Consider the following 23,736-nt stretch of genomic DNA (forward strand, 5'->3'; position numbering starts at 1 on the left):
TCAAATGCCATTCATGGGAGGCCAACAGCCATCAGGAGGTCAAATGCCATTCATGGGAGGACAGCAGCCATCAGGAGGTCAAATGCCATTCATGGGAGGACAGCAGCCATCAGGAGGTCAAATGCCATTCATGGGAGGGCAGCAGCCAGCAGCGGGTCAAATGCCATTCATGGGAGGACAACAACCACCAACGGGTCAAATGCCATTTACAGGTACAGGGCAACCTTATCCTGGGATGATGCAACAAGGTACGATGCAAAATTTCCCTGGAATGTTTCCAGGTTCATCTCAAATGCCAGTAAATCCTCAGACCTTTGAAATGCCAAGATTTGCTGATGAAAGCAGCGAGTATGAACGTTAATCATTTAGAGGGAGACAGTGTATTCTACACTCGTCTCCTTGATTATGTGGAAGAATGTTCCTTAATATTGTTGAAATACATTAAGCTAAGAAGCAATGTATATGTAATTTATACAAATGAGGGAACCTTCTTATTAAAAGGATTTTCCTCGTATGAAAAAATGGAACTTCAAATAGCATTCACTTCTTATCTGTATGAGCAAGGCTTTTATGAGACCTATAAGTTTCGTGAAGATCAGAAGATTTTTTTATATAGAGGTTTAACATATACGTTAATTGAGTTTCTTCCCCCACGTTCAAAAAAATTCTCCTATAAAAAAGAGACTGACAGGGTTGAAGGATTGATTCTTCTTTCCAAGTTTCATGAAGCAGGGAAAGGATTTATTTCTCCAACGGGAAAGTCTTTGCCTAAACTTCGCCAAAAAGAAAAGTGGGAAGAGCGACTTAAAGTTTTCGAACAATTTGTACCTTCTGTTCAAACCTTCGTGGCTGATTCAATCATTGCATCGTATATTGAATGGGGAAGGTGGTCATTGGAAGGATTGGCTAAATATTATGGTTATCTGAAAAAAGAAGAAAATACAGTGCTTCATGGCGACGTGGCCCACCATAATTTTTTGCGAAAGAAAAATGGAGCTTTATCTATCATTGATTTTGACTTAATATCTTCCGGCCCCCCTATATTAGACATACTCCAATATGCGAATCGAATTCTTCCTTATTTACATGATTTTGAGGAAATTTGGGATTATCCTGAAATCAACAAATATAAGTCCAATACTGCTTTCTTATATGCTCTGGCATTCCCTGCTGATATATTTAGGGAATGGAATAGAATCTTCCGTGATAATTTAGTCCATAACCAAATTTATGTCCACTCAATTTGGAAATTAACGGTCGAACAATATGCTGAACGAATGAAGTTTTATACTTCTTTGTCCAAAATGGTAGGAGAGTAAAGTACCTCCAAAATTTATTAGAAATACCTATAATTTTTTTGGCTTAAAACCTCCGTTTCTTTAAACACTAGTAAGGAGAAGGTAAGACTGTCCAAACAGGTTACCTACTCAAGTGTAAGGAAAAGGGGGTTTTCCTATTGGGCAAGAAAACGATATTGGTTCCAGTAACGCTCCTAGCGATTGCTGGGATTACCGGATGTTCTACAAAGGAAGAAGCAAGAGATTCTGTAAATAACATGACTGAAAATGTGGGTTATTATACGAATCACAAGGAAGAAAAAGGGAATGCGATTTTGCTTGATGAACAGGCACCTGTTCCTCACATGATGAATGACTACAATGGTTATTACGAAGGTCGAGAAAAAGAGAGACTAGAACATGATGGAAACCCTACTGTTCCTATTTCAGACCGTGATCAAGGGTGGTTTAGACAAGATGGTGATTATAATCGAGATGATAAGAACTATCATAATCACTTGGTAACGACCCGACCGGCAAGAGCCTCTTACTATACAGCGTATGAGGGAAGATTGGCTGAAAAGCTTTCCCAAGCTGCTGAGAAAGATGACAATGTAAAAGCAGCCAGATCAGTCATCAATGGTAATAAAGCGATGATTGCTGTTTTGATTACAGACTTTGATAAGTCTCAAGAAACGAAGCAACGATTAGAGAAACAGTTAAAACCGTTAGCCGGGGATAAGAAGGTATATATCCTAACAGATTCGGGTGTGTACTATTATGTGCAGTCATTAGATAATGGGCTTCGTGATGGTGGAGGAAGTAAAATTGACCAAATGAAGGCTGATAATATGCTGAAAGATTTGTCCAACCATCTCGAACATAGTGAGTAATTGATTTAGGGGGCGATTGCTGCCTCCTTTTTTATGGTATGAACATTACAAATGTATAAAGGCAAGTTCTCTAAATTAAATGGTTAAAAATAGCATGTGCGGACAGACTATGGGTAAAGAATTATATTTTTTATTCAATTATGATGAAATGAATCAATCTTTCACCATGAGGTGAGTTTATGTTAAAGCGCACTTTTTCAAAAAGGTATTACATATTGTTTTTATTTTTATCCATCCTGTTATTTGCTATCTCTACAACGCTAGGAGAAGAAAGCTTTGCTAAAGAAGCAAAGCAAAAACTTGTCAAGAATAATACAGCAGAATTACAAGAAGTCATGATTCCCTCCAAACCATTAAAAAGAAAAATCGTTCTATTGAGAGAATACTTGGATGGAGATGTCAGTGAAGAGACTGTTATGGTTGAAATCTTAGCAATGGAAGATTTGTGGGCTCAATATAGAGATTGGCAGCTCGTTGATCAAAATAATAATAGGATGATATTTAAGAAAAAAATGGATGATATTTCACCGTTGCTAAAGGCAAACGGTTATTTTGGAATTACGGAGGATGGAACTCTCTCCATTTTTAATGGAAGACCAGATAGTGCTGATATCATTCACTCCTTCTTCCAAATTGATGTAGAGAAACTAGAAGGGTTGAAATATGAAGAATTGAAGCATGGCATTCGAATCTTGGACAAACATCAATATGTTCAGGTGCTAGAAGCCTACAAACCTTATTCAGTTTTAGGAATGCAAGACTAGAGATATTACCGAGCGGAGTATAGTCCTCTCGGTATTTCCTGTTTCACTTCTTTAACTTCTATAGGATTGTATGTTACAATGTTGTACAGCAAACTGTAGGAGAGGGAAAATTTGTTCGATTATATTACTGGTACCGTGGATTATATTAGTCCAGAATACATAGTCGTGGATAATGGGGGGATCGGGTATCTTATTATGACGCCTAATCCTTTTATTTTTTCCACTGGCAAACAAGAGAAAGTTTATGTTCACCATTATGTTCGTGAAGATATTGCGGCCTTTTATGGCTTTAAGGGTAGAGAGGAAAAGGCTTTATTCCTTAAGTTAATCAATGTTACCGGAATTGGACCTAAAGGTGCATTAGCCATATTGGCCTCTGGTCAAGTGGAACAGGTTGTTCAAGCGATTGAAAATGAAGATGAAAAATTCCTATTAAAGTTTCCTGGAGTGGGCAAAAAAACGGCTAGACAAATGATTTTGGATTTAAAAGGAAAATTAGAGAATATCGTTCCAGATTATTTCCCGAATTTGTTTAATAATAAGCTTGAAACTGTTCAGAATTCATCTTATTCTGATTCTCTCGATGAAGCAATGGAAGCGTTAAAAGCTTTAGGGTATTCAGATAAAGAAGTTCAAAGAGCTGCGAAGGATTTACAAAAAGAAACATTAACTACAGAGGCCTATATTAAGAAGGCGTTACAATTGATGCTAAAGTGATTGATAAAAAGGAGGGAAGAACATGGAAGAGCGTATCGTTAATCAAGAAGCTGATCTACAGGAAATTTCTTTCGAACAAAGCTTAAGACCTCAAAATCTTCGGCAATACATTGGGCAGGATAAGGTGAAAGAAAACCTTCACGTTTTTATTGAAGCTGCGAAAATGAGGGAGGAAGCTCTTGACCATGTTCTTCTATACGGCCCGCCAGGATTGGGGAAAACAACATTGGCAACGATTATTGCCAATGAAATGGGTGTTAATATTCGCACTACAGCAGGTCCAGCCATTGAACGACCAGGTGACCTAGCGGCGATTTTAAGCTCCTTGGAGCCAGGTGATGTTCTTTTCATTGATGAAATTCATAGATTGCCAAGGACGGTTGAAGAAGTTCTCTATCCGGCAATGGAGGATTTCTGCTTGGATATTGTCATCGGTAAAGGGCCAACAGCACGTTCTGTTCGCTTGGACCTTCCTCCGTTCACTCTAGTTGGTGCCACTACACGAGCGGGATCATTAACTGCTCCATTGAGAGATCGTTTCGGTGTCCTAAGTAGATTGGAATATTATGAAGAAGCACAACTAAAAGAAATCCTTCTTCGGACCGCAGATATACTGGAGACAGAATTATCAGAGCTAGCTGCTGTTGAATTGGCAAAACGGTCTAGAGGAACTCCCCGGATCGCTAATCGTCTTTTACGTAGGGTGCGTGATTTCGCCCAGGTTAAAGGCTCCGGGGAAATTACATTTGATCTTGCACAATATGCCCTTGAGTTGATGCAAGTGGATAGACGTGGACTCGATCATATAGACCATAAGCTCCTATTGAATTTATTAGATCGTTTTCGAGGTGGTCCGGTAGGGTTAGAAACAATTGCTGCAACAATTGGAGAAGAATCGCATACGATTGAAGATGTTTATGAACCTTATTTACTTCAAATCGGCTTTCTTCAACGTACTCCAAGGGGTAGGATTGCAACGGACCTTGTATACCAGCATTTTGGTAGGGAGGTACCAGTAAAATGACTGGAATTCCTAAGATAATGATGATTTTAGGGGCAATCTTACTAATCTTGGGTTTCTTAGCCCAGTTTATTAAGATAGGTAAGTTGCCAGGAGATATTCTGATAAAAAAAGGGAATGCTACTTTTTATTTCCCTATTGTGACCTCCATTATCGTCAGTGTGGTACTTTCATTAATTTTTTATGTTATTGGAAGGCTAAAATAGGACATAAATTTTGTACAGGATGTGAAGGACAATGAAGGTGGATTTATTTGATTTCCATTTGCCAGAGGAACTGATTGCTCAAACCCCCCTTTTGCAAAGGGAAGAAAGCCGCCTCATGGTTTTAGATAAAAAAACCGGTGAGACAAAGCATGACATTTTTAAGAATATTAAAGAGTATATAAGACCAGGTGATTGCTTAGTCTTGAATGATACTAGAGTATTACCTGCACGTCTTTTTGGCATAAAAGAAGATACAGGGGCGAAGGTTGAATTATTATTGCTTAAGCAAGTGGAAGGCGACACTTGGGAAGCATTAGTAAAACCCGCAAAACGTGTAAAAGTAGGTACAGTATTGTCTTTTGGAGATGGTAAACTAACTGCTACATGTGAGGAAGAGCTTGATCATGGAGGAAGAATCATTAGTTTTAAGTACGAAGGAATTTTTTATGAAACATTGGATGAGCTTGGCCATATGCCACTTCCGCCTTACATAAAAGAACAGCTCGAAGAAAAGGATCGTTATCAAACGGTTTTTGCTAGAGAACGAGGGTCAGCAGCGGCTCCAACGGCAGGCTTACACTTTACGGAATCATTATTAGAGCAAATTAAGGATATGGGTGTTCATATTGCTTTTATCACACTACATGTGGGACTAGGAACCTTTAGGCCAGTTAGTGTGGATGATATAAACGAACATGATATGCATGCAGAGTTTTACCAGATGACTGAAGGCACTGCTCATTTACTGAATGAAGTAAGAAGAAATGGCGGTAGAATCATTACAGTAGGAACAACCTCAACAAGGACTTTAGAAACAATCGCCGCAAGGAATGACGGACAATTCGTAGCTGAGAATGGCTGGACAAGTATCTTTATTTATCCAGGTTACGAATTTAAAGGAATAGATGCGATGATTACCAACTTCCATTTACCGAAGTCCACTTTGATTATGTTAATCAGTGCATTGGCAGGAAGGGAAAATGTACTTAGAGCATACGAAGAAGCTGTAAAAGAGAAGTATCGATTCTTTAGCTTTGGAGATGCAATGCTCATTATATAATTTATGAGTCTATAAATGGCTCGAAGGGAGTAAATAGATTGACAGCGATTCGATATGAATTGATAAAAACGTGTAAGCAAACAGGAGCTAGGCTAGGTCGTGTACATACGCCACATGGTTCTTTTGAGACTCCGGTTTTCATGCCAGTAGGTACATTGGCAACTGTAAAAACAATGTCACCAGAAGATATTAAGCAAATTGGTGCAGGGATTATTTTAAGTAATACATACCATTTATGGCTAAGACCAGGTCATGAAATTATTAGAGAAGCTGGTGGATTGCATAAGTTTATGAACTGGGATCGAGCAATCCTTACTGATTCTGGTGGTTTCCAAGTTTTCAGTTTAAGTGAATTCCGACAAATTGAAGAAGAAGGTGTCCATTTCAGAAACCATCTAAATGGAGATAAACTTTTCCTTTCTCCAGAAAAGGCGATGGAAATTCAGAACGCTTTAGGGTCAGACATTATGATGGCTTTTGATGAGTGTCCACCATATCCAGCCTCGTTCGAATATATGAAAAGCTCTGTGGAAAGGACTTCTCGTTGGGCTGAGCGTTGCTTAACTGCTCATCAACGTCCGGACGATCAAGGTTTATTTGGTATTGTCCAAGGTGGAGAATATGAGGAACTTAGAAAGCAAAGTGCTAAAGATTTAGTATCGTTAGATTTCCCTGGTTATGCCATTGGAGGTCTTTCAGTAGGTGAACCAAAAGATGTTATGAATCGTGTGCTCGACTTTACTACGCCTTTGCTTCCGCAAGACAAGCCAAGATATCTGATGGGTGTAGGCTCTCCAGATTCCTTGATCGATGGAGCAATCCGTGGTGTTGATATGTTTGATTGTGTACTTCCAACCCGTATTGCTCGAAATGGTACATTAATGACAAGCAATGGACGCTTAGTGGTGAAAAATGCCAAATTCGCTAGAGATTTCGGGCCTCTTGATGAGAATTGTGATTGCTACACTTGTAAGAATTACTCAAGAGCTTATATCAGGCACTTGATAAAATGTGATGAAACATTCGGAATTCGATTAACGACTTATCATAATCTATATTTTCTGGTAAAATTGATGGAGAATGTGAGACAAGCGATCCGAGAAGATCGACTTGGCGACTTCAGGGAAGAATTTTTTGAGCAATATGGTTTCAACAAACCGAATGCGAAAAATTTCTAAATAATTTGCTCGTAGAAAGGAGTTGAATTTCATGGCAGAATTATTGGGTACAGTGGGTCCTTTACTAATTATGTTCGTCCTATTCTATTTCCTTTTAATCCGTCCTCAGCAGAAACGTCAAAAAGCGGTTCAAACTATGCAAACCGGACTAGCAAAAGGCGATAAAATCGTAACAATCGGAGGCCTTCATGGCTTTGTTGATTCAATCGATGATAACAAAGTTGTCATCAAATGTGGAGATGGTTCTCGTCTTACATATGACCGTGCTGCAATCCGTGAAGTAACGGAAAAAGGTACAGGTATTTAATCACTTGAAACATAATCATAATGCTAAAAGCCCGAAGGAATAATTCTTCGGGCTTTAGTTATTCTTATTTATTTCCACCACTTAAATTGACTCCAAGAATTCCACCCATCATGCTAGTTGCGATAAAGCAACCATGATAAATCCATTCTTTAGCTGAAAAACTACTGTCATGTCCAAGGTATTGAAAAAGTAAAATAATGGCTGTATAAAGAATACCAGTGCCTCCACCTAGCATCCAACCCTGTTTTTTACCCTTTCCACCTGAGATGAATCCACCAATGAACAATGATATAAAAGTCATTGCCATCATGACATAAGTGAGAGAGGATTCAGTCAAGGATGAAAACCTTAAAATTAGTGAAAAGATAAAACTTATGACGATAGCGAAGATAAAGATGGCCCCTACTCCAAACAAGATCGCCGAACCCATTTTTTTTGTTTCCATTCTCCCTCATTCCCTTTCCATTTAACTTCAAGCAATATAAACGCTTTGTACAAGCATATTCTCACTATTTTTGATTTAGACTATAGACATTGCAATTTTCATGATGGTAGGGGGGAACGCTTGTGGAAGCCTTTGTTCATATTGGATTACGAACAATATTTATGTATGTATTAATTATTATAATCTTCAGGTTAATGGGGAAAAGGGAGATAGGGGAACTGAATATACTTGATCTTGTCGTATTTATCATGATTGCAGAGTTGGCAGTTATCTCGATAGAACAGCCAAATTCACCGATCGTCCATTCTATCTTTCCAATGATTATGCTGATGCTCATTCAAATTACCTCAGCTATTCTGTCATTAAAAAGCCAACGCTTTAGGGAATTTGTAGATGGTCGTCCAACCATGATAATAACTAATGGAAAAATAGATGAAAAAGCGATGAAAAAACAAAGGTACAACTTTGAAGATTTGTTGGTCCAATTAAGAGAAAAGGATGTTCAAGATGTAAAAGAAGTAGAATACGCCATTTTAGAAACTTCGGGAAAGTTATCGGTATTTAAAAAAGAAGAGCAGAACCAAAAGAAAACGAAAACGAAAACATCGTCCTTGGCCCTGCCTTTAATTTTAGATGGAGCGATTCAACAACGGAACTTAATTGAATTTGATAAAACACAAGAGTGGCTACTAGAACAAATGAAAAAACAAGGCTATCCTGACATAACACAGATTTCTTATTGTAGTTATGACAATGAAGCATTTTTTATCGATCAGAAAGATGAATCATCATCGAATTAGAATGTTGATATAAGGGATTTTTTGTAGTTCACTCTTCTTGATGACTTTCATAACAATCAACAATAAGATAAAGACTATTGTCAAAACCATGATGGAAGTTAATAAATTGGTGATTGGTCCCAGAGCTATAAATATTTTATTGTAGCAGAGGAATCCAATAAAACCTGATATGAAAGTCACCCCTAGTGTAACTAAGTATTGACGAACTTCAATAGTGAAAGAAACTTTTTTTACGATTGTGAAAAAATGTAGGAAAGTGACTAATACAATTCCAACTGCCATACCAAGCGCCGCTCCCATAATTCCAAACTCTTCTCTAGAAGCAAGTAGAAAAATGATTGCAGTTTTTGCTACAGCGCCAATCAAACTGTTAATCATAGCTGCCTTTGCTAAATTCAATGCTTGTAAAACCGATTGAAGGGGCATTTGGTAGTAATAAAATATGAAAAACGGTGCCATGAATTTAATAAATACAGCAGACCCGGAAGTACCATACATCGCTTCCATGAGAGGAACTGCAAATACATAAAGTGCAATGACGGATAAACAACCTGTAATGAAAGTAATTCTTAAAGCTTGTTGTAGCCTATGCTGGATTGTTTTATGGTCTCCTGAAGCATGGGCTTCGCTAACGGCAGGTACGAGGGAAGTAGAAAGTGCCATCGTTACGAAAGAGGGAAGCATTAATAAAGGAAGGGCATAGCCTGTTAGCTCCCCATATTGTTTGGTAGCCACTCCTGCAGCGATTCCTGCTATTGCCAAACTTTGAGCGACTACAATAGGTTCTAGAAACCAGGCAATCGAACCGATCATCCTACTACCCATGCTAGGCACGGCAATACTCATTAGTTCATTAAATGTATCTCTTCCTTTACGTACCGATTTAAAAAATTTGCTCCTCACTTTAAAGTGTTTTTTGATTTTAAATGTAGTCATTAGGTATGCAAGTGATACTAGTTCTCCAATTACCGAGGAAAGCATTGCGCCTGCTGCTGCATATTCAATTCCATACGGAAGGAAAGCTTTTGTCATGACTGCGATGAGGGTGATGCGAACTACTTGTTCCAAAACTTGTGAATAAGCTGCCGGTTTCATATTTTGCTTTCCTTGGAAATAACCCCTTAAAACAGATGAAACAGCTATGATTGGAACAATTGGTGCAATCGCCATTAGTGGCCAATACGTCCTTTCATCGGTGAACAATGTCTCAGACAATAGAGGAGCTAGTAGGAAAAGTGCAGGAGTAAAGATTAATGACAATCCAACTGTAATACTTAATGAAACGACTAAAATCTTCTTTATCTTCTTTTGGTCTCCAACGGCATTCGCTTCTGCTACGAATTTAGAAATGGCGACAGGCAGTCCAAATTGAGTGATGGTGATCACTAGGAATAAAGTTGGGAGGGCCATCATGTAAAGCCCGACTCCTTCTTCGCCAATAAATCTTGCTACCACTATACGATTGACAAATCCTAGTACCCTGGTAATCAGACCAGCAACCAGTAAGATCATTGCTCCTTTAAAAAACTTCGACATGCCGATTACCTGCCTTCTCAAAATGAATCAATTCATATACAATAATTTATATGCTTGCAGTTGGACAAAACATGACAAGCGTTTCTCTCATCCTAGAAACCAGTCCTAAAAATAGAAAATAGGTCGCAGAGAGAGGTAGAATTTATGGGAAATAGTCATCAGTTTGATGAATTTAAGCAAAGTGTCATGCCTGCATTACAGAGCAAAAGGGAAGAGTTTGTCCTGTATGGCTACGGGGAAGTGAAGGAACAGGACATTTGGCACTATCTTCAGAAGAAAAAATGGAAAAAGCATCAAGGTTCTCCATTGTTACATAACATCGTGAACGATATCTTGAGACTAAATGTAAGTGAGTATATACATTTTGCCACTATCGAAGCGTTTAAGGCCTCATCGAATGGATTAAATGGCCCGGATTCCTATAAAGATTTATTGGGATGAATAAATTGTACTTTCGGTCTAGCATGCAAAATATACAATTGTAATCAGATTGACAGTGTTTTTAAATTGTCTCATAATATGGTAGGAGCTTCGACATTTTCCGAATGATTGTTACCTATTATTTTTTTCTAATTTAAGTAAAATAAAGACCTTAACATTATTTATGTGACGACATTTTCTCTTAAATGTAAGAATATTCAGTTTTTATGTCCGGTAGAACTTTTGTCTCTGCATCTAATGTTTCGTTAAGGCTTGAAAAGTACCTGAGGAGGATCAATACATAATGGTCAAAAGATCAAGAATTGTCGTCTTTTTTATCTTGGTCATTGCAATATTCGCAATGATGGGGACGACTACAACAAGAATATTGGATAATATTAAACTCGGTTTGGATTTGCAAGGTGGATTTGAAGTCTTGTATGAAGTTAAATCTGAAGATGGCAAAAAAGTAGATGAAGACACGTTAAAAAGCACCGCGAGTGCTTTAGATCGCCGTATAAATGTATTGGGTGTTAGTGAACCTAATATCCAGATCGAAGGTACAGATCGAATTCGTGTACAACTTGCGGGTGTTGAAGACCAAAATAAGGCTCGTGAAATCTTATCCACACAAGCAAAACTTTCTTTTCGTGATTACAATGACAAGGAAATGATGACCGGTTCGGATTTGAAGGAAGGCGGAGCATCTCAGACCTTTATGGAAAATCAACCTGTGGTTGAAGTCACATTAAAGGATGCTAACAAATTTAAAGAAGTAACAGAGCAAATATCCGCTATGCCTGCGCCTACAAACGTTTTGGCAATTTGGATGGATTTTGAAGAAGGCAAAGATTCTATGCAGAAGCCTGAGACTCAGGATAATATGATTTCAGCTCCTTCTGTAAGGGAAGTATTTAGCCAAAATACAGTACTAATCACTGGTTCTTTTACCATTGATGAAGCAAAAGAATTAGCCAATTTATTAAATGCAGGTGCTTTACCAGTTGAATTGAAGGAAATCTATTCAACTTCAGTTGGAGCGAAGTTTGGAGAAAAAGCGTTAGACCTTACCATTATGGCAGGGATTATTGGGGTAGCTATCATCTATCTATTCATGCTTTTGTATTACCGTTTCCCTGGTTTCATAGCGACTATTACTTTAACTATTTATATTTATCTAATCCTTTTAGTATTTGATTGGATGAACGGTGTATTAACTCTACCAGGTGTGGCTGCACTTATACTTGGGGTTGGTATGGCTGTAGATGCCAACATCATTACTTATGAGCGTATTAAGGACGAAATAAAGCTTGGGCGTTCTATAAAGTCTGCGTATGAAGCAGGAAACAAGAACTCGCTTTCTACAATACTAGATGCTAACCTAACGACCATCTTGGCTGCGGGAGTATTGTTCTATTTCGGTACAAGCTCAGTTAAAGGTTTCGCTACGATGTTAATCATTAGTATTTTGATGAGTTTCGTAACAGCAGTATTTGGGACTCGAATTTTCCTTGGACTTTGGGTCCACAGTAAGTTGTTCAATAAAAAGCCAGGTTGGTTTGGTGTTAAAAAAGAGGATATCAGTAACTTGGCAGATTCTGAAAACACATTAGATATGCCGACTAAATTTGATCGATTTGATTTCGTTCATAAACGTAAAGTTTTTTACGGAATCTCTTCTGCAATGACTATTATCGGAATCATCTTCTTATTGGTGTTTGGTTTAAACCTAGGCATTGACTTCAGTAGTGGGACAAGGCTTGAGATTCCTTCAAAGGATTCTCTAACTACTGAAAAAGTGCAAAACGAACTTGAAAAGCTAGACTTAGAAAGTGATGATATTGTCCTTTCAGGTAAAAATAATGAAACTGCAGTAGTTCGTTTGAAAGGTGTTCTTAATAAGAATGAAATATCTGAATTTAAATCGCATATGAACAAAGCATTCGGTATGGAGCCTAATGTGAGTACTGTTTCTCCTACTATTGGTAAAGAACTTGCGAAAAATGCTTTGATTTCTGTGTTAATTGCTTCGATTGGAATCATTTTATATGTAACCATTCGTTTTGAATGGAGAATGGCTTTACCAGCCGTCATCGCATTGATGCACGATGCTTTCGTAATCATCACACTGTTCAGCTTATTGCGTCTTGAAGTGGATTTAACCTTCATTGCAGCTATCTTGACAATTGTTGGTTATTCAATTAATGATACAATCGTTACCTTTGACCGAATTCGTGAAAACATGCGCTCGAAGAGAAAAATTAAGTATGTTTCAGAATTAGAAGATATTGTAAATATCAGTATTCGTCAAACGTTAGCTCGTTCAGTTAATACTGTATTAACAGTAATCATTACTGTTGTGGCGTTGCTTGTATTTGGAAGTGAATCGATTCGTAACTTCTCGATTGCGTTGTTAATCGGTTTAACAATAGGCGCATATTCATCAATTTATATAGCTTCCCAACTATGGCTCGAATTTAAAATTAAAGAGTTGAAGAAAAAAGGAACATTGATTACTTTTGTAGAAAAGAAACAGAATACGGATGAAGCGCAAGTTTAATTCATCATACAAAGCCGTGGGAGCATTCCTGCGGTTTTGTAATTTATTCACAATTAATAATAGGAAGATAAAACAATTTGAAACGCTTTTGCCTGTCTTGTATAATAATGAAGGTTAAGGGGTGAATGTATGCTACGATCAAAAACCCGTTGGAAAGTCCAATTACCTAATGAAGAAAAAGCGAATGTTCTCTCCGCTCAGCTTAAAATCGCACCTTTGGTAGCAAAATTACTGGTGAACCGTGGAATGGATACCTTGGAATCAGCACGGTCTTTTTTATTTCCGGAAGAAACTCCTTTTCACGATCCGTTTTTGTTAAAGGGAATGGATCTTGCCGTGAACAGGATTCATCGTGCAATTGACCGAAAAGAGCATATTCGCATTTTCGGGGATTACGATGCAGATGGAGTCAGTAGTACGACAGTTTTAATGGAGACATTTAAAAAGCTTAATGCAAACGTGGATTTTTATATACCAAACCGATTTTCGGAAGGTTACGGCCCTAATGAAACAGCTTTTAGACTTGCTAAAGAAGAAGGAGTTTCATTATTAATAACGGTCGATACTGGTATTTCAGCTATACATGAAGCTGAAGTAGCCAAAAATCTGGATTTGGATTATATTATTACAGATCACCACGAACCTGGACCAATTCTTCCAGAAGCCTTAGCTATTATCCATCCAAAGTTAGAGGATAGTAGTTATCCATTTAAGGACTTGGCTGGTGTAGGTGTTGCTCTTAAACTAGCCCATGCATTATTGGGGGAAGTGCCAAACGATTTACTTGAAATAGCTGCAATTGGGACCATTTCAGATCTTGTACCTTTATTCGGTGAGAATAGACTGATTGCCTCTAAGGGTATTCAGAATATGAAGACAACTTCTAGGCCAGGATTACGTGCATTATTCAAGGTTGCTGGCATAGAGCCTTCATCATTAAATGAAGAATCCATTGGTTTTGGGATTGGCCCTCGTATTAACGCTGCTGGTAGGTTAGGAGATGCAGATCCTGCTGTTGAATTATTACTAACAGATGATTTTGAGACAGCTTACTATATTGCAAATGAAATAGATGGCTTAAATAAAGAAAGACAAGCATTAGTCCAGCAAATCACTTCTGAAGCTATTCAAGAAGTAGAAGAAAATTGGCCTATTGATGAAAATTCTGTCATTGTAGTCGGTAAGGAAGGATGGAATTCAGGAATCATTGGAATTGTGGCTTCCAAACTGGTTGATAGATTTTACAGACCGGCCATCGTGTTAAGCTTTGACCGAGAAAAATGCTTAGCTAAAGGATCTGCTAGAAGCATCGAAGGTTTTGATCTCTATCAAAATCTTTCAAAGTGTCGGGAATTATTGCCTCATTTTGGAGGACATCCAATGGCGGCTGGAATGACACTAAAAATAGAAGATGTAGGAGAATTAAGGGAAAGACTAAATGAATTGGCTATTCAGCAACTGACTGAAGAAGACTTTGTTCCTGTCACTAAGCTTGATACAGTCACGACTGTTGAAGAAATCACACTTGAAAGCATAGCTCAAATGGATCGACTCGCTCCCTTTGGAATGGGAAATCCAAAACCAAAAGTTTTGATTGAGGATGCAAAAATTAGTACCATTCGTAAGATTGGAGCAGATTCTAATCATATGAAGTTAATGCTCGAACATAATGGTTTTTCATTAGATGGAATTGGTTTTGGTCTTGGGGAATTGGTAGACCATATTTCACCTATATCATCTATTTCTGTTGTTGGGGATGTTTCAATTAACGAATGGAACAATATACGTAAACCTCAAATATACTTGCATGATGTCTTAGTAAATAATTGGCAATTATTTGATTTTCGTAGTTCAAAGAAAATTGATACAACTTTAGAGAAAATACCAAAGGATAATCGTCTGTTAATCGTATTTAACCAAAAGACATATGAAAATCTACAATTGGATTCATATCAATCTGAAACGGTTGTCTTGTTAGAAAAAATAATGGATCAACCTAATTTTCTTAATGGAAAAAATATTGTGCTAATTGATTTACCTTCAAATTTATCTCAATTAAATACCCTATTTCAATGTGGGAAACCAGAAAGAGTGTATGTTCATTTTCATCAGGAGCAGCATCATTTCTTCAGTACCATGCCTACAAGAGATCACTTTAAATGGATGTATGCTCTCATCAAGAAAAAAGGCTCATTTGATGTCCACAAGTATAGTGATGACATAGCCAAACATAAAGGCTGGTCTAGAGATACTGTTGATTTTATTGTTAAAGTGTTTTTTGAACTAGATTTTGTTACAATAGAGAATGGATTTATTTCAATAAAAGAACAAGCTGTAAAAAGAGACTTTCACGAATCCCCGTCATATAAAGAAAAGAAGGAACAATTCCAACTGGAAAATGACCTTTTATATTCTTCATACGGGCAGCTATATCAGTTTATAGAATCGTTACTGTCAGAAAGTGTGCAGCTTGAGGAGGAAATGGAACAATGGATTTAAAGCAATTTGTTACAATCGTGCCTGATTGGCCAAAGCCCGGAATAAAGTTTAAAGATATTACAACTTTAATGGATAATGGTGACGCATATCGTTATGCTACGGACCAAATCGTAGAATATGCAAAAAAAAGACAAATCGATTTAGTTGTAGGACCTGAAGCTCGCGGATTCATTATTGGATGTCCTGTTGCCTATTCTTTGGGAGTTGGTTTTGCTCCGGTAAGAAAAGAAGGGAAATTGCCACGTGAAACAGTTAAAGTTGAATATGGTCTTGAATACGGAAAAGATGTATTAACAATCCATAAAGATGCAATCAAACCGGGTCAAAGAGTTTTAATTACAGATGACTTGTTGGCTACTGGTGGAACAATTGAAGCAACAATTAAGCTTGTTGAAGAACTTGGTGGAGTTGTTGCAGGTATTGCGTTCCTAATTGAATTGTCCTACCTTGATGGAAAAGACAAATTAGATGGTTATGATATTCTAACTCTAATGACTTACTAATAAGATAGAAATCCTATTGTTAACAATTATATTGTTGAATAATAGGATTTTTCTTTTATTCAGGAATCCTCTGTAAATCATGGAAGTCATTTAGGATTTCTTATAAAATGGGAATAATTATCACAATTCCCTCAAGAAAAATGTCGAAATAGGAAGAAAAGAGGGGGAAACTCTTTACATTCTCCTTCTTTTTTTTGATAATAGATACAATATCATTTTTTACAAGAAACATTCGTTTAACTTTAGCCCTGTGTGAGAGGCTGGAAGTTATTTTTTATATAGGCTTAAAAAAATCCCGTTATTTAAATAAAAAGGTGGTTTCATGGCGAACGAACAAGTAATTAGTGCTGAACAGGTAATCGAAAGAGTTGCAAAGTATTTACAACCTACGGATGTGGATTTGGTAAAAAAAGCATATGATTATGCTGAGAACGCTCATAAAGAGCAATTTCGTAAATCAGGTGAACCTTATATTATCCATCCCATTCAAGTAGCTGGGATTTTAGCGGACTTAGAATTAGACGCTGCCACTGTTTCCTCTGGTTTTCTACACGATGTTGTCGAAGATACTGGGGTTACTTTAAAAGAGTTAGAAGAAGCCTTTAATCAAGAAGTGGCTATGTTAGTTGATGGTGTCACTAAGTTAGGGAAAATTAAATATAAAAGCCAGGAAGAACAGCAAGCCGAAAACCACCGTAAAATGTTTGTCGCTATGGCTCAGGATATTCGGGTCATCCTTATAAAATTGGCAGATCGTCTTCATAACATGAGGACCTTAAAACATCTTCCGTTAGAAAAGCAACGCAGAATTTCTAATGAAACTTTAGAAATTTTTGCACCGCTTGCCCACCGACTTGGTATTTCGACCATTAAATGGGAACTCGAGGATACAGCTTTAAGGTATTTAAATCCACAGCAGTATTATCGAATTGTCAATTTAATGAAGAAAAAGCGTGCAGAACGTGAAGATTATTTAGATGGTGTCATTCAAGAAGTTCGCGATCGCCTTGGTGAAGTGCATATTAAAGCAGAAATCTCTGGAAGACCAAAACATATTTATAGCATTTACCGTAAGATGGCGCTACAAAATAAGCAATTTAGTGAAATCTATGATTTGCTTGCTGTGCGTATTCAAGTGAATAGCATTAAAGATTGTTATGCGGTACTTGGAATCGTTCATACCGCGTGGAAACCAATGCCTGGCCGATTCAAAGATTATATTGCAATGCCTAAACCTAATATGTATCAGTCTTTGCACACTACAGTCATTGGGCCGAAAGGTGATCCTTTAGAAGTCCAAATCAGAACATTTGAAATGCACCGTATTGCTGAATACGGGATTGCTGCCCACTGGGCTTATAAAGAAGGAAAAGAAGTTTCTGAAAATCAGTCTCTTGAAGATAAGTTGACTTGGTTCAGAGAAATTTTAGAATTCCAAGATGACGCTACGAATGCAGAAGAGTTCATGGAATCGCTAAAAATTGACTTGTTTTCAGACATGGTATTCATCTTTACTCCAAAAGGAGATGTGTTTGAATTACCAGCTGGTTCGGTCCCAATCGATTTTGCTTATCGAATACACTCAGAAATCGGCAATAAAACGATTGGAGCCAAAGTCAACGGGAAGATGGTCACTTTAGATTACAAGCTTAAGACGGGGGACATAATTGAAATCCTCACATCTAAGCATTCTTATGGACCAAGTAAAGATTGGTTAAAACTTGCTCAGACTTCACAAGCCAAGAATAAAATTCGTACCTTCTTCAAAAAACAGATGCGTGATGAAAATGTTGAAAAAGGTAGAGAGCTTGTTGAAAAAGAAATCAAGACAATGGAATTTGACTTGAAAGAGATTTTAACTAGTGAAAATATTAAACGAGTGTCAGAAAAATTCAATTTCGCTAATGAAGAAGATATGTTTGCTGCTGTTGGATACAACGGAATTACTGCTTTACAGGTGGCTAACCGTTTAACAGAAAAGTGGCGTAAAAAGAAAGAGCTTGAACAAAAGGCAAGCATTACAGACGCAGTATCTGAATTAAGGTCGCTCCACTCTGTAAAAAAGCGCGAATCTGGTGTGAGAGTTCAAGGGATAGACAATTTATTAATTCGTTTATCACGTTGCTGTAATCCAGTCCCAGGTGATGAAATTGTAGGTTTTATCACGAAAGGTCGGGGAGTGAGTGTCCATCGAAACGACTGCACGAATATTGTCGGTGATGATGCTGAAGCAAGGTTAATTCCTGTAGAGTGGGAAAGCAGCTTAAATGATAGAAAAGAATATAATGTGGATATAGAAATAAGCGGGTATGATAGAAGAGGTCTTCTGAATGAAGTACTTCAGGCGGTTAATGAAACGAAAACAAATATTACTGCTGTTTCTGGTAGATCAGATCGCAATAAGGTTGCGACCATCAATATGTCTATTGCCATTCATAATGTAAACCACTTACAGAAAGTAGTGGAGAGAATTAAGCAAATCTCCGAAATATATTCTGTACGTAGGATTATGAACTAAGGGGTTCTACAATGAGAGTAGTTTTACAAAGGTCAAAAGATGCAAGTGTGACAGTATCAGGCGAGGTTATTGGGCGCATTGAAAAAGGTCTAGTCCTTCTAGTAGGCATAACCCATGATGACACGGAAAATGATGCCATCTATCTAGCAGATAAAATAGTGAATCTTCGAATTTTCGAGGATGAACAAGGTAAAATGAATCATTCACTGCTAGATGTAGGTGGACAAATCCTATCCGTATCACAATTTACTTTATATGGGGATTGTAGGAAAGGAAGACGTCCGAACTTCATGGAAGCTGCAAAGCCTGATTATGCAGTTCAACTCTATAATTTTTTTAATGAACAACTCCGTCAAAAAGGAATTGAAGTGCAAACAGGCGAGTTTGGTGCCATGATGGATGTTCGGTTGATCAATGATGGTCCTGTGACGTTAATATTAGAAAGTCAATAAAAGAAGCTTAAAAGCAGTGGTGCACTCCACTGCTTTTTGTTTATACTTAAATTAAACCAAAATTAGGAAGAGAAGCTGCAATTTGACATAATGGTTTTTAGTAGGGAAAAGAATTTTAGCCCCAATCCCCTGTCCTTTGCTAATGGCCACTCTGTCGGTAGGATCTAATCCAAGGGGAATGAAGAAATGAGAATTCAAAAAATTAATGAAGAAATGGCTATGGAAATTTTGCAATGGAAATATGAACCGCCTTATGATTTTTATAACAACGAAGCTACTCCAGAAGCCCTTGCAGAACTCTTAGAAAATAACTATCAAGGGATTATTAGTAGTCAAGAAGAATTAATTGGTTTTTTCTGTACAGGCACTGCTGCACAAGTTCCAAGTGGCGCTCTATTAGGCGTTTATGAAGAAAAAATGTTGGATATTGGCCTAGGGATGAAGCCAGTATTGACGGGAAATGGGAAGGGGACGGATTTTTTTTCTTTTGTAATTAATACCATACAAAAACAGAATGAAAGCATTCCGTTAAGGTTAACCGTTGCTAGTTTTAATCAGAGAGCCATACATCTTTATAAAAAATTTGGATTTGTGCATAAATTTGAATTTACTAGTGGACCATACGATTTTATGACGATGATACAGGTTAAAACACATGAATAACATAAAGGGTGCTAAATGAGTCGAATGACCTCTTTTAGCACCCTATTATTACTGGAAAAATTTTAAGAATGACCGCCAATTTCATATCACTTAATAAAATATTCTGCTAAACCATTAAAAATCGCCTCTGAAACAGCCTCTTGATATGCGCTTGATACCACTGTCATTTCTTCGGCGGGGTTAGAAAGATAACCTAACTCCAATAAGATAGCAGAGTTTCCATTTTCCCTAATTACATGATAATCCCCTTTACGAACGTTCCTGTCCTTCATGGAAGTACCCGTAATTAATTGTGTATGTATTTCATCAGCTAAGTCTTTCTGATATGGATGATAATAATAAGTAGTTATACCATTGACGCTGCTATCATTAATGCTATCGTAATGGATACTGATAAAGGCATCAGCGTTATGGTAATTTGCAGAGCTTGCTCTAGACCTCAATGTCACATATGTATCGCCAGTTCTAGTCATAACCGTTCTTCCGCCTGCAGCACGTATTTTATCACTTATTAATTGTGCTGTTCGAAGGGTTAAGGCTTTTTCCAGTGTTCCTCTGGAGCCAGTTGTACCATTATCACGACCTCCGTGACCTGGATCAAGGACAATGGTCCTATTGGAAAAATACTTTTCCATGCGAGACTTTGTTATTTGAGGAGCGTCACCTTTAGATGAAACAATCCACCCTGCCACATAAGCGGTTTGGTCGTTCTCTAATCCGATTTTATACCATTCTCCTTCGACGGAAATTAAAGGGAAGGATTCTCCTTCTTTAGTAGATAAAATGACTTCTGAATGTGCATTTGGTTCTTTTCTTAGTAAAGTTCCATGATGGATTATTACGACTTTACCATTTTTAAAGTCTTTTTTCTTAATAGGATGGGCATCTATTGATTGTCGTACATACCACATGGGTATCCATCCTATTTCTTTATTTGGTAGAGTTAAAGCAATCCAATTATTCTCTTCATCCAAAACTTTAAATTCATGTCCCTTTTTTAATGTAGTCATTATTTTCCCTGAAAAGGAAGGAGTTGTACGGACTTTAATAGACTGTGCAGTGACGATGGCTGTGCCACCTTTTAAGGACTCTTTCTTGCCCTTAGTTTCAGTGTTTGATGAATCTTCCTTTTGTTTAGATGGGTTTCTTATTTCTAGATAATCCTCGTGGACCCACCCTATTTTCCCTTCATATTGAACTTGAAGCCATTTATCTACAACTTTAATAATTTCAACTTTTGTGTCTTGGATAAGTTTACCGATTATTTCAGAATCTAATGAAGGCTGAGATCTAAAATTTAATGACTTCACTTTGATAATTCCAATTGGTTGTTCAGATTCTGTAATCAATTCTTCTTTGTTGTTTGTCGGTGTTGAGCTTGTCCTAATGAACTCAGAGGATGCCCAACCTTCCATTTCTTTCGACTTCACCTTAAACCAGTTTTCATTGCGTGTCAGAATTTGTATGTGCTGATTTTGTTTGAGACTACCAACTATTTGGAAATTAGTTCCTGGACCAGTACGGACTCGAAGGCTTTCCACAAGTACAGTTCCTGTTTCAAATTCCGCTTCCTCTTGTTTTCCATTTGGATTTGAAGAGGCTGCTTTTTTGACAAGCCAGTGAGCCACCCAACCAGTTTTATTATGTAATTTTACTTCGTACCATTCTCCCTTTTCACTTACAACAGTAAACACTTCACCTGCTGAGGCCTTTTGGGCAATAGGATAACTTAATCCTGGACCCTCACGGATATTAATTACTTTTTTATTAATCGTAACCTCATACCCTTCTGCTTGCTTTTGGTCATCTTTGGTGGCACTCGTAGGGAAAATGAGGAGTAAAACGATTAATGTCTTGATCCATATCTTCAATAGCCGTTCCACCTTTCTTATTGATGGGTTCTCTAGTGCTTTAATAAAATTCTCGATTTTTAAAAAATTCCCTTTAAAAAACGTAAAAAAAATGAAAAATAGGGAAATCCTATTAGGGTGATAATTTTTCTTAGTCTTATTTTCTAATACCAAAAATTCATTTTACCATATAGGGGAGGCATATTCATGAGATTTAGTGATAAAGGCAATATGAGCCATTCAGGTGAAAACCAATTATTTGGAGTGGATTTTCATGATTTTATTCAGAAAGAACAAAATTCTGATATGTATGAATTAGCTACTGAATTTGGTTTAAATATGAGGGAAGTTAGAAAGTTAAAAAAGAAACTAGAACGGTCATGATAAATAATTAATTTTTCAGCTTATCTTGACATTCAATCCTTCGAACATTATTATTAGAAAAATAATAATACATAAAATGATTGAAACCGGTGAGGGAGAAAAGTAATTAAGACACACAAGACAAGAGAGGGACGGTCAAAGGCTGAAAGCGGTCCTACTTGATGACTTAATGAACGAACACTCCTTAGGCTTCGCTCTGAAAAGATAGTTAATCTTAGTAGGAGATGGACGTATACAGGCGTTAACTGTTTAAAGAGGAAGTGTCTTAACATGGCATTTCAATTAGGGTGGCACCACGGGAATCAAACTCTCGTCCCTTGTAATTCAAGATTACAAGGGACGAGAGTTTTTTTATTTCTCTTGCCCTCTAAATATTAAATAAAGGAGAGATAAATTATGTCCATTCAAATTCCAAGAGGAACTCAAGATATACTACCTGGACAATCTGAACTATGGCAATTTATCGAATCGCAAGCTAGAGACTTGTGCAGAAGATATCAATATAAAGAAATTCGTACTCCTATCTTCGAACATACTGAAGTTTTCCTTCGTGGTGTTGGCGATACAACTGATATTGTGCAGAAGGAAATGTACTCCTTCCAAGACCGTGGTGGCAGGGATATCACACTCCGTCCTGAAGGTACAGCACCAGTAGTTCGTTCATTCATAGAAAATAAAATGTTCGGGTGGGCCACTCAACCTGTAAAACTGTTTTATTTCGGACCAATGTTCCGTTATGAACGCCCTCAAGCTGGCCGCTTCAGACAATTTGTCCAGTTTGGTGTGGAGGCAATAGGAAGTGCAGACCCAGCTATTGATGCAGAGGTATTGGCATTAGCAATGGGAATGTATAAAGGAATGGGACTTAAAAGCTTAAAGCTAGTGATTAATAGTCTAGGGGATAAAGAAAGTAGAACTATGCACCGAGAAGCTTTAATCAATCATTTTAAGCCTAGAATTGGAGAGTTTTGTAGTGATTGTCAAAGCCGTTTAGAAAAGAATCCATTAAGAATTCTTGATTGTAAAAAGGATCGAGACCATGAATTAATGGCATCTGCACCTTCCATTCTTGAGTACTTAAATGAGGATTCCAAAGCTTATTTTACAAAAGTACAAGAGTACTTAAAAGCCCTTGAAATCGAATTTGAAGTCGATCCGACTCTAGTACGTGGCTTGGATTACTATAATCACACTGCTTTTGAAATCATGAGTACATCAGAAGGATTTGGAGCTATTACTACTTTATGTGGTGGTGGAAGATATAACGGTTTGATGGAAGAACTAGGTGGACCTGTAACACCAGGGATAGGGTTTGCGATGAGTATTGAAAGATTGATTGCAGCTCTTGATGCAGAACAGGTTAGACCTGTTTGGGATGATAGTATTGATTGTTACGTTGTTAGCTTGGGAGAATCCGCAAAAGATTACTCTGTTAAGCTTGTTTATGAATTAAGAAGAAGAGGATTCTCTGCAGAGAAGGATTACAATGATCGTAAAGCAAAGGCTCAATTCAAAGCAGCAGATCGTCTAAATGCAAGATATGTTGCCGTGTTAGGTGACGATGAGCTTGCCAAGGAAGTTATTAATGTAAAAAACATGGAAACAGGCGAACAAATTGAAGTGGGATTAGATCAGTTTATAGAAAAATTTATGGAATTGCAGCGATAATGGAGGAGGAACAAA

The 23,736-nt window shown here is 37.4% G+C and carries 22 protein-coding genes and 1 other annotated feature; of the genes, 19 read left to right on the forward strand and 3 right to left on the reverse strand.

Annotated features, from left to right (window positions below; translation table 11 throughout):
* Window positions 1-350: 350 nt before the first annotated feature.
* The 9 genes from DBX25_RS03865 (at window position 351) to yajC (ending at window position 7,423) form a co-directional block, all read left to right on the forward strand.
* Window positions 351-1,319: a phosphotransferase gene (locus DBX25_RS03865; RefSeq protein WP_157950872.1), complete on the forward strand. Its 969-nt coding sequence runs from the start codon at window positions 351-353 to the stop codon at window positions 1,317-1,319.
* Window positions 1,320-1,456: 137 nt separating this feature from the next.
* Complete coding sequence (locus DBX25_RS03870) at window positions 1,457-2,170, forward strand: YhcN/YlaJ family sporulation lipoprotein (protein ID WP_108669466.1); 714 nt, start codon at window positions 1,457-1,459, stop codon at window positions 2,168-2,170.
* Window positions 2,171-2,349: 179 nt separating this feature from the next.
* Window positions 2,350-2,934 (forward strand): BofC C-terminal domain-containing protein, encoded by a 585-nt coding sequence (locus DBX25_RS03875; protein WP_240620143.1) that lies wholly within the window; start codon window positions 2,350-2,352, stop codon window positions 2,932-2,934.
* Between the two features lie 111 nt (window positions 2,935-3,045).
* Window positions 3,046-3,651 (forward strand): Holliday junction branch migration protein RuvA, encoded by a 606-nt coding sequence (gene ruvA / locus DBX25_RS03880; RefSeq protein ID WP_108669467.1) that lies wholly within the window; start codon window positions 3,046-3,048, stop codon window positions 3,649-3,651.
* Window positions 3,652-3,673: 22 nt separating this feature from the next.
* Complete coding sequence (gene ruvB / locus DBX25_RS03885; protein ID WP_108669468.1) at window positions 3,674-4,675, forward strand: Holliday junction branch migration DNA helicase RuvB; 1,002 nt, start codon at window positions 3,674-3,676, stop codon at window positions 4,673-4,675.
* Complete coding sequence (locus DBX25_RS03890) at window positions 4,672-4,878, forward strand: DUF2905 domain-containing protein (RefSeq protein ID WP_108669469.1); 207 nt, start codon at window positions 4,672-4,674, stop codon at window positions 4,876-4,878. The genes ruvB and DBX25_RS03890 overlap by 4 nt, the downstream gene beginning before the upstream one ends.
* Window positions 4,879-4,909: 31 nt before the next feature.
* Window positions 4,910-5,938: a tRNA preQ1(34) S-adenosylmethionine ribosyltransferase-isomerase QueA gene (gene queA, locus DBX25_RS03895; RefSeq protein ID WP_108669470.1), complete on the forward strand. Its 1,029-nt coding sequence runs from the start codon at window positions 4,910-4,912 to the stop codon at window positions 5,936-5,938.
* Window positions 5,939-5,976: 38 nt separating this feature from the next.
* Window positions 5,977-7,116, forward strand: a complete 1,140-nt coding sequence (gene tgt, locus DBX25_RS03900; RefSeq protein WP_108669471.1) for a tRNA guanosine(34) transglycosylase Tgt — start codon at window positions 5,977-5,979, stop codon at window positions 7,114-7,116.
* Window positions 7,117-7,147: 31 nt separating this feature from the next.
* Window positions 7,148-7,423, forward strand: coding sequence for a preprotein translocase subunit YajC (gene yajC / locus DBX25_RS03905; RefSeq protein WP_108669472.1), 276 nt, complete (start codon window positions 7,148-7,150; stop codon window positions 7,421-7,423).
* 64 nt (window positions 7,424-7,487) lie between these two features.
* Here the strand turns inward: yajC and DBX25_RS03910 are convergent, their stop codons facing one another.
* Complete coding sequence (locus DBX25_RS03910) at window positions 7,488-7,868, reverse strand: TIGR04086 family membrane protein (RefSeq protein WP_108669473.1); 381 nt, start codon at window positions 7,866-7,868, stop codon at window positions 7,488-7,490.
* Between the two features lie 161 nt (window positions 7,869-8,029).
* On the opposite strand from DBX25_RS03910, the gene DBX25_RS03915 reads away from it, so the two are divergent.
* A complete protein-coding gene (locus DBX25_RS03915) occupies window positions 8,030-8,668 on the forward strand; it encodes a DUF421 domain-containing protein (RefSeq protein ID WP_108669624.1) in 639 nt (212 codons plus the stop codon).
* Here the strand turns inward: DBX25_RS03915 and spoVB are convergent.
* On the reverse strand, window positions 8,657-10,204 hold the full coding sequence (gene spoVB / locus DBX25_RS03920) for a stage V sporulation protein B (RefSeq protein ID WP_108669474.1): 1,548 nt from the start codon (window positions 10,202-10,204) through the stop codon (window positions 8,657-8,659). The two genes, DBX25_RS03915 and spoVB, sit on opposite strands and share 12 nt — an antisense overlap.
* Window positions 10,205-10,348: 144 nt before the next feature.
* Between spoVB and DBX25_RS03925 the strand changes: the two genes are divergently transcribed.
* The 7 genes from DBX25_RS03925 to DBX25_RS03955 all read left to right on the forward strand — a co-directional run bounded on the left by DBX25_RS03925 (window position 10,349) and on the right by DBX25_RS03955 (window position 19,819).
* Window positions 10,349-10,645, forward strand: a complete 297-nt coding sequence (locus DBX25_RS03925) for a post-transcriptional regulator (RefSeq protein ID WP_108669475.1) — start codon at window positions 10,349-10,351, stop codon at window positions 10,643-10,645.
* Between the two features lie 283 nt (window positions 10,646-10,928).
* Window positions 10,929-13,184, forward strand: a complete 2,256-nt coding sequence (gene secDF, locus DBX25_RS03930; RefSeq protein WP_108669476.1) for a protein translocase subunit SecDF — start codon at window positions 10,929-10,931, stop codon at window positions 13,182-13,184.
* Window positions 13,185-13,313: 129 nt separating this feature from the next.
* Complete coding sequence (gene recJ / locus DBX25_RS03935) at window positions 13,314-15,683, forward strand: single-stranded-DNA-specific exonuclease RecJ (protein ID WP_108669477.1); 2,370 nt, start codon at window positions 13,314-13,316, stop codon at window positions 15,681-15,683.
* Entirely contained in the window at window positions 15,674-16,186 is a 513-nt protein-coding gene (locus DBX25_RS03940) for an adenine phosphoribosyltransferase (protein WP_108669478.1), read from the forward strand. The genes recJ and DBX25_RS03940 overlap by 10 nt, the downstream gene beginning before the upstream one ends.
* A 322-nt stretch (window positions 16,187-16,508) precedes the next feature.
* On the forward strand, window positions 16,509-18,704 hold the full coding sequence (locus DBX25_RS03945) for a RelA/SpoT family protein (protein ID WP_108669479.1): 2,196 nt from the start codon (window positions 16,509-16,511) through the stop codon (window positions 18,702-18,704).
* 11 nt (window positions 18,705-18,715) lie between these two features.
* Entirely contained in the window at window positions 18,716-19,156 is a 441-nt protein-coding gene (dtd, locus tag DBX25_RS03950; RefSeq protein WP_108669480.1) for a D-aminoacyl-tRNA deacylase, read from the forward strand.
* Window positions 19,157-19,342: 186 nt separating this feature from the next.
* Complete coding sequence (locus tag DBX25_RS03955) at window positions 19,343-19,819, forward strand: GNAT family N-acetyltransferase (RefSeq protein ID WP_108669481.1); 477 nt, start codon at window positions 19,343-19,345, stop codon at window positions 19,817-19,819.
* Between the two features lie 86 nt (window positions 19,820-19,905).
* On the opposite strand, the gene DBX25_RS03960 is transcribed toward DBX25_RS03955, so the two are convergent.
* Window positions 19,906-21,690, reverse strand: coding sequence for an N-acetylmuramoyl-L-alanine amidase family protein (locus tag DBX25_RS03960; RefSeq protein WP_170110111.1), 1,785 nt, complete (start codon window positions 21,688-21,690; stop codon window positions 19,906-19,908).
* A gap of 186 nt (window positions 21,691-21,876) precedes the next feature.
* Between DBX25_RS03960 and DBX25_RS20780 the strand changes: the two genes are divergently transcribed.
* Entirely contained in the window at window positions 21,877-22,053 is a 177-nt protein-coding gene (locus tag DBX25_RS20780) for a hypothetical protein (RefSeq protein WP_170110112.1), read from the forward strand.
* A gap of 80 nt (window positions 22,054-22,133) precedes the next feature.
* Window positions 22,134-22,374: a binding site (T-box leader), on the forward strand.
* Window positions 22,375-22,449: 75 nt separating this feature from the next.
* A complete protein-coding gene (gene hisS / locus DBX25_RS03965; protein ID WP_108669483.1) occupies window positions 22,450-23,721 on the forward strand; it encodes a histidine--tRNA ligase in 1,272 nt (423 codons plus the stop codon).
* Window positions 23,722-23,736 lie beyond the last annotated feature (15 nt).

The sequence above is a fragment of the Peribacillus acanthi genome (genome assembly GCF_003073175.1).
Taxonomy (GTDB): Bacteria; Bacillota; Bacilli; order Bacillales; family DSM-1321; genus Bacillus_BN; species Bacillus_BN acanthi.